Origin of the sequence: Cobetia sp. MM1IDA2H-1, from assembly GCF_002916775.2 — a bacterium.
GTDB lineage: Bacteria > Pseudomonadota > Gammaproteobacteria > Pseudomonadales > Halomonadaceae > Cobetia > Cobetia marina.
Map to the genome: position 1 here is coordinate 436,089 of NZ_CM133225.1, position 12,141 is coordinate 448,229.

The 12,141-nt window shown below is 57.7% G+C and carries 11 protein-coding genes; 6 read left to right on the forward strand and 5 right to left on the reverse strand.

What is annotated here, in order from left to right:
• Positions 1 to 135 precede the first annotated feature (135 nt).
• Positions 136 to 1,026, reverse strand: coding sequence for a pseudouridine synthase (locus tag BOH68_RS01995; RefSeq protein WP_077379378.1), 891 nt, complete (start codon positions 1,024 to 1,026; stop codon positions 136 to 138).
• A gap of 307 nt (positions 1,027 to 1,333) precedes the next feature.
• Between BOH68_RS01995 and BOH68_RS02000 the strand changes: the two genes are divergently transcribed.
• Entirely contained in the window at positions 1,334 to 2,614 is a 1,281-nt protein-coding gene (locus BOH68_RS02000) for an NAD(P)-binding domain-containing protein (protein WP_077379008.1), read from the forward strand.
• A gap of 72 nt (positions 2,615 to 2,686) precedes the next feature.
• Here the strand turns inward: BOH68_RS02000 and BOH68_RS02005 are convergent, their stop codons facing one another.
• Complete coding sequence (locus BOH68_RS02005; protein WP_077379010.1) at positions 2,687 to 2,866, reverse strand: hypothetical protein; 180 nt, start codon at positions 2,864 to 2,866, stop codon at positions 2,687 to 2,689.
• 352 nt (positions 2,867 to 3,218) lie between these two features.
• Between BOH68_RS02005 and BOH68_RS02010 the strand changes: the two genes are divergently transcribed.
• On the forward strand, positions 3,219 to 4,922 hold the full coding sequence (locus tag BOH68_RS02010) for a DUF262 domain-containing protein (protein WP_077379013.1): 1,704 nt from the start codon (positions 3,219 to 3,221) through the stop codon (positions 4,920 to 4,922).
• A 117-nt stretch (positions 4,923 to 5,039) separates the two neighbouring features.
• On the opposite strand, the gene BOH68_RS02015 is transcribed toward BOH68_RS02010, so the two are convergent.
• A complete protein-coding gene (locus BOH68_RS02015; RefSeq protein ID WP_077379015.1) occupies positions 5,040 to 5,354 on the reverse strand; it encodes a hypothetical protein in 315 nt (104 codons plus the stop codon).
• A gap of 216 nt (positions 5,355 to 5,570) precedes the next feature.
• Positions 5,571 to 6,032, reverse strand: a complete 462-nt coding sequence (locus BOH68_RS02020; RefSeq protein ID WP_077379017.1) for a hypothetical protein — start codon at positions 6,030 to 6,032, stop codon at positions 5,571 to 5,573.
• A 295-nt stretch (positions 6,033 to 6,327) separates the two neighbouring features.
• On the opposite strand from BOH68_RS02020, the gene BOH68_RS02025 reads away from it, so the two are divergent.
• Positions 6,328 to 6,768 carry a hypothetical protein gene (locus BOH68_RS02025; protein WP_077379019.1) on the forward strand — a complete coding sequence of 147 codons (441 nt, stop codon included), beginning with the start codon at positions 6,328 to 6,330 and terminating at the stop codon, positions 6,766 to 6,768.
• 366 nt (positions 6,769 to 7,134) lie between these two features.
• Here the strand turns inward: BOH68_RS02025 and BOH68_RS02030 are convergent, their stop codons facing one another.
• The gene (locus BOH68_RS02030; protein ID WP_219815851.1) at positions 7,135 to 8,664 is read right to left on the reverse strand and encodes a hypothetical protein; all 1,530 of its coding nucleotides are present in this window, start codon (positions 8,662 to 8,664) and stop codon (positions 7,135 to 7,137) included.
• Between the two features lie 835 nt (positions 8,665 to 9,499).
• On the opposite strand from BOH68_RS02030, the gene dbpA reads away from it, so the two are divergent.
• From dbpA to BOH68_RS02045, 3 genes are all read left to right on the forward strand, one after another.
• A complete protein-coding gene (gene dbpA / locus BOH68_RS02035; protein ID WP_077379020.1) occupies positions 9,500 to 10,900 on the forward strand; it encodes an ATP-dependent RNA helicase DbpA in 1,401 nt (466 codons plus the stop codon).
• Positions 10,901 to 11,124: 224 nt separating this feature from the next.
• A complete protein-coding gene (locus BOH68_RS02040; protein WP_077379022.1) occupies positions 11,125 to 11,697 on the forward strand; it encodes a GNAT family N-acetyltransferase in 573 nt (190 codons plus the stop codon).
• Between the two features lie 225 nt (positions 11,698 to 11,922).
• Positions 11,923 to 12,090, forward strand: coding sequence for a hypothetical protein (locus tag BOH68_RS02045; protein WP_164850377.1), 168 nt, complete (start codon positions 11,923 to 11,925; stop codon positions 12,088 to 12,090).
• Positions 12,091 to 12,141 lie beyond the last annotated feature (51 nt).

The following is a 12,141-nucleotide window of genomic DNA, read 5'->3' on the forward strand; positions in this document are numbered from 1 at the left end:
CCTATTTCCCGGGGATAGGAAGAAAACCTTAGCCCGCCTGACGTCGAGCAGGAAGCCTTCGCCAGATGAATTCTTTGTGCACATGCCGTGGGCTGCGCGTCGGCTGGCGACGACAGCCACTGGCTATCTCGCGCCTCACGCCAGCGTCAGATCACCGTCGTATTCGAAGCACCTTTCCTCGCCGCTGACGGGATCAATGAACTCGAATCCCTTGGAGAGCAGCTGCAAGGGGCGCGCGTAGTCATCCGGCGAGAGCGGTTGCAGCTCGGGGTAATAGCGGTCATTCAGGATCGGCCAGCCCAGTGACTGCATGTGCACCCGCAGTTGATGGCGACGCCCGGTGATGGGGTGCAGCTCGAACAGCGCCCGGCTACCGCGTTGCGCGACACAGCGGATCAACGAGTGGCTGTTGGGCTCGCCCTCGGAGACCTGAAAGCGGAAGCGTTGCTCGGCCTGTTCAAGGCGGTTCTTCACCTCCCACTGCTGGCCCACCAGGGACTCATCGCTGTGTGTCTCGGCAATGGCCTGATAGGTCTTGTGGATATTCCGCGACTTGAACAGCTCATGATAGCGGTGACGCGATTCGGGATTCAGTGAGCACAGCACCAGCCCGGCGGTGGCCCTGTCCAGGCGATGCACCGCCTGCAGCGCCTCTATTCCGGTACTGTCGCGCAGGCGCTGCTGCAGGCACTCGTTCACGTACAGGCCACCGGGCGTCACCGGCAGAAAATGTGGCTTGTAGGCCACCAGGATGTGCTCATCCTGATGGAGAATCCGCTCCGCGAAGGGGATGCTCGGCTCACGCGCCACCTCACGGTAATAGAAGACGCGCAGATGTGGCTGGTAGGGCGTCTGCGGGGTGATCAATGCGCCATCCTCGCGATGCACCTTGCCGGTGGCCATGCGCTCGCGCCAAGTGGCCTCATCGATGGATGGAAACTTCTGCAGCAGATATTCCAGTACCGTCGCCACGCCGGGATTGATCTGCGGCAGGCTCAGCTTGGAGGGGCGGGCGGAAATGGACATGGAAGGCATCACGGTGGCGAGAAGAAAGGGCGAGCGTGGGGCGAGCAAGCCTCACCCTCATGGCGATGGCCCAGTGTAACCGAGCGACGCATGGCTGTCGGGGCAGATGGCCTTGCGAGAGGTTGGTGCGGGAGTGGAGCGATGCGGGCGAGAGGCTTGCCGAGGCGACCAGCGCGGCCTGTGTGTGGCTGTGGATATGCGGGTTATCTTTAGAAGAAAATAGCCAAATAAGCCTTGTCGTCTTACGCTGAAAGCCACGCATGACGAGGCTTTCATCCCCACCCCCCACGACTGGAGCGAAGACGCGATGCAAGATGCCAACAGCCACCTGCCGATTGCCATCATCGGGGCAGGCCCGATAGGGCTGAGCGCTGCGGTCAATCTGCTGGCTTCGGGCCTGGAGCCCATCATCTTCGAATCAGGCGAGCAGGTCGGGGAGCATCTGGCTCGCTGGGGGCATGTGCGCATGTTCTCGCCGTGGTCCTACAACGTGGACCCCGTGGCAGCCGAATGGCTCACGCCCACCGGCTGGCAGGCGCCACGAGCGGATGCCTTCCCCACCGGCACGGAGCTGCTCGCCGACTACCTCCAGCCGCTGGCCGCGCTGCCGGAGATTGCCTCCCGCCTGCATACCGCGACACGGGTCACGCATGTCAGTCGCCTGCAGCATGATGTGCTGCGCTCCAATGGGCGAGAGGAGGCACCCTTCGTGCTGCGTGTCTCGGGGCCGGATGGCGAGCGCGACGTGCTGGCACGGGCGGTGATCGATGCCTCCGGCACCTTCCAGTGCCCCAATGGCATCGGGGCGCATGGCATTCCCGCACTGGGGGAACTCGCGGCGGCAGAGCGGATCGCCTACGGCGTGCCGGATATCACCGGCAAGGCGCGGGAAGACTATGCCGGCAAGACGGTGCTGGTGGTCGGGGGCGGGCATTCGGCCTTCAACGCGCTGCAGGATCTGGTCAGCCTGGCCGAGCAGAACCCGGACACACGCATCCTGTGGGGCGTGCGCTCCGCCACGCTGGACAACGTCATCCGCTCACCGAAGGACGATGAGCTGCAGGAGCGCCGGGCGCTGGAAGTGCGTATCCAGCAATGGCTGGAAGACGGCAGGTTCGAGGTCGTGACCAATCTTGCCATCGAGGCGATTCATCCACAGGGAGAGCAGGGTGCTCGCCTCGTGGTGGAAAGCGGTGGCCAGCGCCTGCCGGCGGTGGACCGCATCATCGCCGCCACCGGCTTCCGCCCGGATCTCGCGCTGCTCTCGGAGCTGCGTGTCTCGCTCGACCCCGCCACCCAGAGCCCGGCGCGCCTCGCGCCGCTGATCGACCCCAACCAGCACAGCTGTGGCTCCGTGCCGGAACACGGCGCCGCCGAACTGACCCACGCGGAACCCGGCCTCTATATCCTCGGCATCAAGAGCTACGGTCGCGCACCCACCTTCCTGATGCGCACCGGCTACCGCCAGGTAAAATCTGTTGTCGCCGCACTGCTGGACCCCGACGCCGTCACCCCCGCCCCGGTGTGTGGCGCCACCCGCAGCACTGCCAATCAGGCATCACGCCAGTGTGAGCCAAGCTGTGGGTAAGAGCAGGTAAGGACTGACAATGAAAAAGCCCTCCCGGCATCGCCGGGAGGGCTTTTTCATGTGTCTTGCGGACTACGTTCTCCGATGGATGATCTGCATGTCCTCATCGCTATGCTTGCCCTCGGCCATGCGCTCGCGCCAGCGTGACTCGGCAATCGCCGGAAACTTGAGCAGCAGATACTCCAGCACCGTCGTCACACCGGAATTGAGCTGAGGCAGGCTCAGCTTTGAAGGGCGGGCGGAAATGGACATCGTGGGCCTGAGAGCATGGAGTTGTAGTAAAAAGAGTGAGTCCAGCAAGCTTTATTTTTCAATGATAACGATAGTGTAACCGACTAGGTCAAAAATTTTGGATCACTTTGATGGTACCAGTCCATTAATAGTTGAACTGAGAGTTGAAAGAAATGTTTTGTTAATGTCGGGGAATCTATCCTTGATCGCATATTATATAAAGCATGTATCATTACTAAAAACTAGATTTAATGTTAGGCTAACTACTATACGTAAATTGTTTGTAGGTGTGGTATGTTGTGATGATTTTTGATAAACATATCAACGTTGAGAATGTTCAATATGGAAAGCTATTGTATTTAAGGAGTGCGCTGTGAAGACATTTAGTTTTGATGATATTGGTATCGCAAAAATTTTCTCTGATTATTCTTTGAATATACCTGCGCATCAGAGAGATTATGCTTGGACAGATGAAGAAGTAGAACAACTCTTTTCAGATTTAGAGGCAGCATATAGAAATAGTTCTGAGTATTTTCTAGGTACTATTGTAGCTATTGAAAAGACATCCTCCAGTGATCTTAATGTTGTAGATGGCCAACAAAGACTTACTACCACTTATTTGCTTTTAACGGCAATTCGTGATCATTTAGAAGCTTACAATATAGGAAGCGATATATCTACATCATTACAAAATAGCTATTTATTTAAAAGCGATCGTAGAGAAGGCTTTAAGCAGAGGCTGTCACTAAACACAGATGATCGAGATTACTTTAAGGAATTAACGGCTCAAAAGCGAGGTGATAAATGGCCACCTGAGCCAAATAGAACATCGCATAGGCTATTAAAGAATGCATATTTTAAAGCCAAAGAGAGAGTAGAGGGTATAGCTAAATCTATAGCAGGGGTGGATGCACAAGATACATTTAACTCTTGGATAGATTATTTGGAAAACCAGGCTCAAGTTATACTTCTGAGAGCTCATGATGAGGGACGGGCTTTTAAAATGTTTGAAACTCTTAACGATAGAGGGTTGCGCACATCACAGGCAGACTTAGTTAAAAGTTATCTTTTTGGCCAATCAAAAACACAAATAGATATAGCACAAACTAAATGGTCAAATATGCTGGAGAATCTTCAAGAACTTGGAGACGATGATCCACAAGTTTCTTTTTTAAGACATCATCTTATTGCATTTTCAGGATTTGTAAGGATGGATGGTGTATATGAGTCAATACAAAGTAAGTATAAAAATGAAAATTCTTCTATCACTTTTCTAGGTTCACTTTCAAATAATTCTAGAGCTTATGTTGCCACTTTTAATTCAGACAATGACTATTGGGATAGCTATAGTAAAGTATCTAGAAAGTATTTGTCAGATTTTAATATGTTCGATTTAAAACCAATGCGGCCTTTGCTTTTGGCAATTGCTGTTAATTTTAATAAAAAAGAATTTGAGCTTGCCATTAAGTTTTTAACTTCACTTAGTGTTCGGTTAGTGCTTACGGCTAGAACTCGTAGTGGAGTAAACGAGCAAGCATTTGCAGATTCAGCTATCAATATCTCTAATAAAGTTATATTAACAAGTGGTGATTTAATCGAAGCTCTGCAAAAGATAGTGGTTTCCGATAAAGAGTTTGAAGAAGTGTTTAGTGTTTGTAGGGTCTCGAAAACCTATTTGGCCAGATATTACCTGAGAGAACTCGAGCATACTTCCAATACTCAAAGAGAAGAGCTTGAATGGGTTAATGATGATGTCGATGACATTACTTTGGAGCACATATTGCCAAAATCAAAGAAAAAGGATTGCTGGGTAAACTTTAGTGAAGAAGAACATTTAGAAAATAAAAATAGACTTGGGAATCAATGCTTGTTAAAGAAAAGCAGAAATAATTCAATGTCTAATGATAGTTTTGAAATAAAAAGAAAGGTCTTTAGTGAGAGCAGTATATCCACAACTTCTGCGATAGCTCAATATGAAAGCTGGAGTCCTGAAACAATCAACAATCGACAGCTAGAGATGGCTAAAATAGCCTTGGCTGCGTGGCCAATTAATAAAACCTGCTATACAAGAAAGTAAGTGATTTCATAAGAAGTTTAAAAAGCCCTCCCGGCATCGCCGGGAGGGCTTTTTCATGCGTCTTGCGGACTACGTTCACCGATGGATGATCTGCGGGTTTCTACTGAGATCATCGTCTTACATCGGGTGTTGCTCTTCTTCGTAGAGCTCGGCCTTGGCGTCGCGGAGGACATCTTCGCAGGCGCTGTGGTTGGCCAGTTGCAGCATCAGATTCTGGCTGAGGGCGAAGCCCTTGCCCAGACAGGTGTCGACCTCTTCGCGACTGAGCGCCGGGGTGACATTGCAGTCAATCTTCATCGTACGACTACCGCCATCAAAGCGGTCGGCGAGGGCGCGCAGGCGCCAGGCAAGCCGTGTTTTCCAGCGGGCGGTGGGGTCGGGGCCTTCCGTCACGTCGAGCGTGCAGCGCCATTCAGGTTTGTAGACCTTCATGTGAACCTCCTCGGCTGGTCGTTTCAATGATCGATCGTGATGTTCTGCTCCGCTTGCTGTGCTTGATATCTTGCGTTGTTTCTCGTACCGGAAGTCCGTTCCAGACGTGCTCCTGGTCGTCGTGCGCGTGCATCTGCCACGAGGGCGGCGGCGAGACATGGACTGTCGTCAACCGGGCCCGTCACTTCACCATACGAGTTTTGGGCCCGGGTTACATCAGTTCGAGTGTAAACGTTGGTTATCCTCATGTGTTTTCAGCAGGCATTCCAGTGCCAGATGCAGCCAGTCAAAGGTGTCACGCGGGGCTACCGCTGGCGAATCATCAGGGCTGAGGGCTCTGGTGTGCTCGCCCAGCAGCTCCGTAAGCGTCTCGATCTGCATGGCGTGATGTAATGCGAATGTCTCAAGCTCCCCACTGGTAGACCAGATCTCCTGCATCACGGTCGGCACGGCGCTCATGGCGCAGGCGGCGTCCAGTATCTCGCCGCGTGCACGCTCGGCCTGTATGCGCGCAGCATGCTCCAGCAGCCTTGCGCTCAGGGCGGGAAAGCGTGCCTGGACAATCGCGGGAGGCAGGTGGGAGGGAGATGTGAACGGCGGGTGGGCAGAAGCGTCGCGGGGTGCCTGCCAGCGGCGCAGCGGTGCGCCGGATGTCGGCGTGTCTGGTTGAGAGGCCATGTGGATAACTCCAGTGTGCAAGCGCCAGTGCTACAGGTGTCTTGAGGATGGACAGGCATTCAAGCGTTGTCAGTCGCGGCCGGAGAGCAGAGATGAGGCGCCATCACCGCTGTCGCAGCAGTGACTTGCGCCGAAGAGCGCAATCGCGTGATGGACTGCCAAGTGGTTCATTTCGCGAGAAAAAAGTCGATCTGGATGCAACCAGACCTCAATGGTGTGCGTACACAGGAAGACGTGCCCGGCACGAGGCGGCGCTGACTGCCTGACAGGCCCATTTCCTCTGGAGAGAATTGACATGACGAAGTACGCCGATCGAATCCGCATTTCCCTGCTGCTGTTGCGCCTCGGGGTCTTCCTCGTGATGACAATGTGGACGTTGGACAAGTTCTTCAATCCCGGTCACGCCGCGGCCATCTTCGAGAAGTTCTATTCCATCGGCGGTGTCGGCGAAGGCATCGTCATCGTGATCGCCGCCATCGAGATGGTGCTGTTGCTGATGTTCCTGGCAGGCGTGAAGAAGACCCTCACCTATGGGCTGGTGCTGGTGCTGCATGCCGGCTCCACGCTGTCTGCCTTCAATCAGTATCTCGCGCCGTGGGAGCACCTGCTGTTCTTCGCCGCCTGGCCGATGCTGGCCGCCTGTGTGGCGCTGTTCCTGCTGCGGGAAATCGATACCTGCTTCACCCTCGGCGGCAAGCAGGCACGTCTCGCGCAAGCACAGACCCAGGCCGGCTGAATCGCGGGTTCGTGGATGCGCTCGCCTGAGGGCAGTTGCGCTCAGGCGAATCGTGAGTCACTCGTTGCCCGTGCGCTGACAGCAAGCGCCAGTAGCCAAAAGGCCCGGTCATGCGATGCATGGCCGGGCCTTTCATGTGCTTGCTGCAGGGTGTCGTGTGTGTCTTTCGTCTAGTGTGTCAGAGTGTCATTTTTCTTTATTGTTATCTTTGTGATAATCATGATGGCGGTTGTTGAGGTTGTCAGCGCCTTGTTGACGTATTCATAACGACGCCAGGTCATTACGTAAGATCTGATGCAAGGCGTGGCATGAGGGCTCATGCCTTGTCGATGCTTGCCTTATCGATGCATGCCTTGTCGATGCATGTCAGGCGATGCTGGAGCGCAGTGGCGAGGACAGAGTCTCGCTCAGCGTGTTCAGCGCTGTGGTCAGCTCGCGTTCGGCCTCCTTCACGCGTTGTGCGCCAGAGGATGGCGCTGCCTGCTCGGCCAGCTGGGTGGCGGCGGACAGCGGGTCCGTCACCGGTGCTGCCACATGCTGCGTTTCCAGGCGTGCGAGGATGGTCTCCAGCGCTGGCAGGCTTGCGTTGTTGTGGAATTGCCAGACGCCGTAGATGCGGCCATCGAAGGCGGCTTCACTGCCCAGGGTGGGGTCTGCCGCCAGTCCGGCGCCGAGTCCGAACAGGTAGAGGCCCTCAAGGAGGTTGCCTGAGAGGTCTCGGGGATTGCCGGTGGCATCGGAATCCAGTCCGCCCTTCACCTGGCTGAGCGGTAGCGGCTGACGCGTCGCATCCAGCAGGCGCGGCAGAATCGGCTGATAGCCGTTGCACTGCACCACTACCGGCGCGTCGGCCAGTGCTTCGCTGGCCGCGAGCAGGCGTTGCTGAGGGCCGGGGCCGGTCTGGATGAGCCTGACCTGCATATCGCAGTCTGCTATCCGACCGCTGGAGAGCACTTGCTGGCCGATGCTCAGGGCACGGTAGCGCAACCCGCCGGAGCGATTGATGCGTCCGCTGATGGGGCAGACATCGCGCTCGGCATCATAGGAATAGCCCGCGGCCTTGGCCTCTTCGGCGTTCTCGAAGAACAGCCGGACAGGCGAGCGGTGGAGCAGGGTGATCTCGTCGATGCGCGTCTTGTGGAATGCGCTGGCGAGCAGATCCAGCATCGAGAAGGCGCTGTGGGAGCCACCCACCACGCAGACACGCCCACCACGCCGCAGGCGCGGCAGCAAGAGGCTGCGCAGCTGACCTTCCGGCATGCGCAGCAGTTCATCACCGCTGTAGATGCGCGCACGCGGTGACAGGGACAGTCCCTGACGCGAGAGGTCCTGGGTCAGGTGTTCCGGGCATTGATAGCCGCCGAGATTGAGCACCAGGTTGGAGGTGCGGATCCGTGTCGGACGAGACGCGTGTTCCGGTGTGTGAGTCAGCGTCAGCAGATTGTCATCCTCGATGCGCTCAACCTCATCGAGACTCGTGCCGCACCACAGCTCCACGCCGGCAAGGCGGGTGGCGTGATCCAGTACCAGCCGGGACGCCGCTTCCAGCAGGGTGCCCACTTCACTGAGCGCCGGGGCGGTGAAGGCCTGGGCGCGGATGTTCTCCAGGCACGGATCGCCTTCCAGCGGAGCGAAGACCTCCGCGAGGGCCGGGTCTCTCAGGCAATCGAGAAAGACATCCCCCACCGAGTTGGCCGTGATGCGATATTCGCCCAGCCGTCCGGCCCCCAGAGGCGCATCCCGATGAATGCCTCCGGCATCCAGTATCAGCAGACCATGGCGTGCGAGTTGCGCCAGTTTTCCGGTTTTCAAGGCATTGAATAGAAACCCCATGCCCGCTGGGCCAACACCGGCCACGACACATCCGTAGGCGGTGATTCGTGAAATATCCTTCATCAGGTTCTGCTCCCTTTGTGGTTCGCTGCGTCCTGAAACTGTCTTGATGACGGGGTGTTTCTCCTGACCAGTGGAGCCCCTGTTCCTCAAGAAGATCGTGGCCATTCAGCGCCAGTCTGTGCTGGCTCGTGAAGGCGTCATTGGCGTCCTCGGCCCTGGCCCACGCGGAGGGTACGAGCGTGTTCGGGCTGTCATGCCTTCATGAAAAGGCATTGATATTTCTCATTGATATCAATTTAATCAACAAGATAGCGGAGTAATGGGCGTGATGATGCGGTGATGCTCTCATGACGGGACATGGGTGTTGCACAGATGATGCAGACGATGATCAGTGACGAGACTCGATACCGGTGCGTGCCTTTTTCGTTGAGGTCCACAACCGTGATGCAACGCTTGAGGCATGGCGATAGGTATCGATGACAATCAATTCTCACACGCGCACGATCACTCGTGGCGTGGCGCAAGACGTGGGAAATGACAGGAACGTCAACGGGTATTCTGGTGAATCGGGCAGGATTAATAAATGACCTGAATCAGGATTGAAAACGGCTGATGACGAAAATCATTCATTGCCATTAATGCGATATCGTTTGCCTCATGCGAGGGGATTATCGACTGGTGCGAGGAAGGGACTGACAACCAGCAGTCGATCAGCTGTCGTGTCGTTGGAAAGGATGGCAAACGTGAACGCAGCCGGCGCGCTGGCAGGAACCCGCAGACATGTGAATTCGCAGGTAGAGGTGTGCAGGCGAGCGAGCGCTGGCTCTGTTATGCTCTGCGCCCGCACGCATGCCTGTTCGGCTCGTGCCTGTTCATCGACTGAAGGAATGTCCTCGTGACTGACGCCACCGCCACCCCTGCCTTTGCCTCTCTGGCGCTGGCGCCCGAGCTGCTCACCAATCTGGAGACGCTCGACTATCACACCATGACGCCGATTCAGGCACAGAGCCTGCCGCCGATGCTGGAAGGGCGCGATGTCATCGCCCAGGGCCAGACGGGCTCCGGCAAGACCGCCGCCTTCGGCCTCGGCCTGTTGTCGCGCCTCAAGGTCTCGCGCTTTCGTGTCCAGTCGCTGGTGCTGTGCCCCACGCGTGAGCTGGCCGATCAGGTCGCCGGCGAGATTCGCCGTCTGGCGCGCGGTCTGCACAACGTCAAGGTGCTGACGCTGTGTGGCGGTGCGCCCTTCGGCCCGCAGCTGGGCTCGCTGGAACACGGCGCGCATATCATCGTCGGCACGCCGGGCCGTGTGGACGAGCACCTGCGCAAGGGCAGCCTGAGCCTTGCCGAGCTCAATACCCTGGTGCTGGACGAGGCCGACCGCATGCTCGACATGGGCTTCGCCGAGGTGCTGGATGCCATCATCGCCGAGACCCCGGAAGCGCGTCAGACGCTGCTGTTCAGCGCGACCTTCGCCGATGGCGTGCGCCCGATCGCCGAGCGCATCCTGCGGGAGCCGGTCAGCATCGAGGTCGCCTCCACCCACGATGACAGCAGCATCCGTCAGCTGTTTCACCGGGTAGCGGATGAAGAGGCGCGTTTCGAGGCGCTGCGTATTCTGCTGCTCAAGTATCGTCCTGACACCAGCGTGGTGTTCTGCAACACCAAGCGTGAGGCACAGGAGGTCAGCGATGCCCTCAATGAGCACGGTTTCAGTGCCATGGCCCTGCACGGTGATCTGGAGCAGCGCGAGCGTGATCAGACGCTGGTGATGTTCGCCAACAAGAGCACCTCGATTCTGGTGGCCACGGACGTCGCGGCACGCGGGCTGGATATCGACGCGCTGGATGCGGTCTTCAATTACCAGATCGCTCGGGACCTCGATGCCCACGTCCACCGTGTCGGGCGTACCGGTCGCGCGGGCAGCTCCGGTATCGCCTGTACGCTGTATACCGAGAAGGAAGACTATCGCCTGGCCAAGCTGGGAGATTTCCTCGAGCAGACGCTGGAAGCCGAGCCGCTGCCGGCGAAGAGCATGCTGACCCGTGAACCCTTCCGCGCGCGCATGGCGACGCTGCAGATCGATGGCGGCAAGAAGGACAAGCTGCGTCCCGGCGACATCCTCGGTGCCCTGACGGGCGATGGCGGCCTGCCGGGCAGCCAGATCGGCAAGATCAAGGTACTGGCCCGCACCACCTACGTGGCGGTGGAGCGCGATGTCGCCAAGGCCGCGCTGACCCAGTTGATGAACGGCAAGCTCAAGGGCCGTTCCTTCCGCGCGCGTCGCCTCAAGAGCTGACAGGGGCGCCCGCCTGATGGCGTGGAAATCAGCAGAGGAGTGACATGGCAGGTCCCACGTCTCTCATCTGGATCACGACCTTGTCATCACGTCATTCGATGCCCGCCACTTCGGCGGGCATCGTGCTTTTTGAGCAGTAGATTGACTCTCGCGGGCCATGACGGCGGTGGCTAAGCTTGGGGGTGACGGCCCTGATCGACAGGGCGCTGAACCGGTAACTCGTGATGACTGACAATCCCGCCGATAATCTTCGCATCCGTGAAGAACGTCTCATCGATCATGAGCGCATCTACCGCATCCATGAATCCGTGTTTGCCGGCCACCGGGAGGCTCGCCTGGGCGACAGACTGCGTCGCAGTGATCTGGCGCAGATCTCGCTGGTGGCCGAGCGCTTCTCTGACCCGGAAAGCGGGCGTCACCTCAGTGAAGGCGAAGGAGGGCTGCTGGGGCATGTGATGGCCTCGCGCGTGGAACTCTCCGGCTGTCCGGGGCGCGTGCTGATGGCATTGGCGCCTCTGGCGGTGTTGCCCCAGCACCAGCGTCATGGCATCGGCAAGCGGCTGGTGATCTCGGCGGTCAAGCGTTGTCGTCTGCTGGGAGCGGGCGCCGTGGTGGCGGCGGGTCATGCCGAGTTCTATGCCCATCTGGGCTTTCACCCGGCGCGCCATTACGGCCTTTATTGCCATCACGAGGATGTGCCGGGCGCCTTCGTGGCCATCGAGCTGGTGCCGGACTATCTGGCGGGGCTGGGAGGCGAGGTGCTGTTCGATCATGGTTTCTCTGACCTGGGCCTCTGACCTGGGCCCCTGGCTCGAGCGCAGATTCGCGCTCTGATCCGGGCTCCTCGGAGGGGTTTGCCCTGTGGTGTGCCTCGTCACTCGGTCATCCTCTTGCAACTCGGCGTTGCGCCACCCTTGAAACCGTGCGACACCCGCTCCATGTCCTGTGTATCCCCGCGCTGTTGTCTGTACTGGTGTGCAGGCCGGGGCGTTATCCCGACCGATGATTCAAGGAGAGACATCATGAAGCTCAAGACTCTGGGTAGTTCGCTGATGATTGCCATGCTGGGTCTCGGTGGCCTGTCACTCGCCGGTTGCGAGGACGAGGGCCCGATGGAGAAGGCTGGCGAGAAGATGGACAACGCCGTGGAAGACGCCGGTGACAGCGTCGAGAACGCTACCGACAGCTGATGGCTGGCCGTGACTCGCCCGCGAGCACGGCGAACCGCAAGGTGTGAATGC

Coding starts and splice junctions, on each gene's coding strand:
- BOH68_RS02015 (WP_077379015.1), bottom strand. CDS start 5,354: ATGAAGGTCTACAAACCTGAATGGCGCTGCACGCTCGACGTGACGGAA.
- BOH68_RS02025 (WP_077379019.1), top strand. CDS start 6,328: ATGACGAAGTACGCCGATCGAATCCGCATTTCCCTGCTGCTGTTGCGC.
- BOH68_RS02040 (WP_077379022.1), top strand. CDS start 11,125: ATGACTGACAATCCCGCCGATAATCTTCGCATCCGTGAAGAACGTCTC.
- BOH68_RS02000 (WP_077379008.1), top strand. CDS start 1,334: ATGCAAGATGCCAACAGCCACCTGCCGATTGCCATCATCGGGGCAGGC.
- BOH68_RS02030 (WP_219815851.1), bottom strand. CDS start 8,664: ATGAAGGATATTTCACGAATCACCGCCTACGGATGTGTCGTGGCCGGT.
- BOH68_RS02020 (WP_077379017.1), bottom strand. CDS start 6,032: ATGGCCTCTCAACCAGACACGCCGACATCCGGCGCACCGCTGCGCCGC.
- BOH68_RS02045 (WP_164850377.1), top strand. CDS start 11,923: ATGAAGCTCAAGACTCTGGGTAGTTCGCTGATGATTGCCATGCTGGGT.
- BOH68_RS01995 (WP_077379378.1), bottom strand. CDS start 1,026: ATGTCCATTTCCGCCCGCCCCTCCAAGCTGAGCCTGCCGCAGATCAAT.
- BOH68_RS02005 (WP_077379010.1), bottom strand. CDS start 2,866: ATGTCCATTTCCGCCCGCCCTTCAAAGCTGAGCCTGCCTCAGCTCAAT.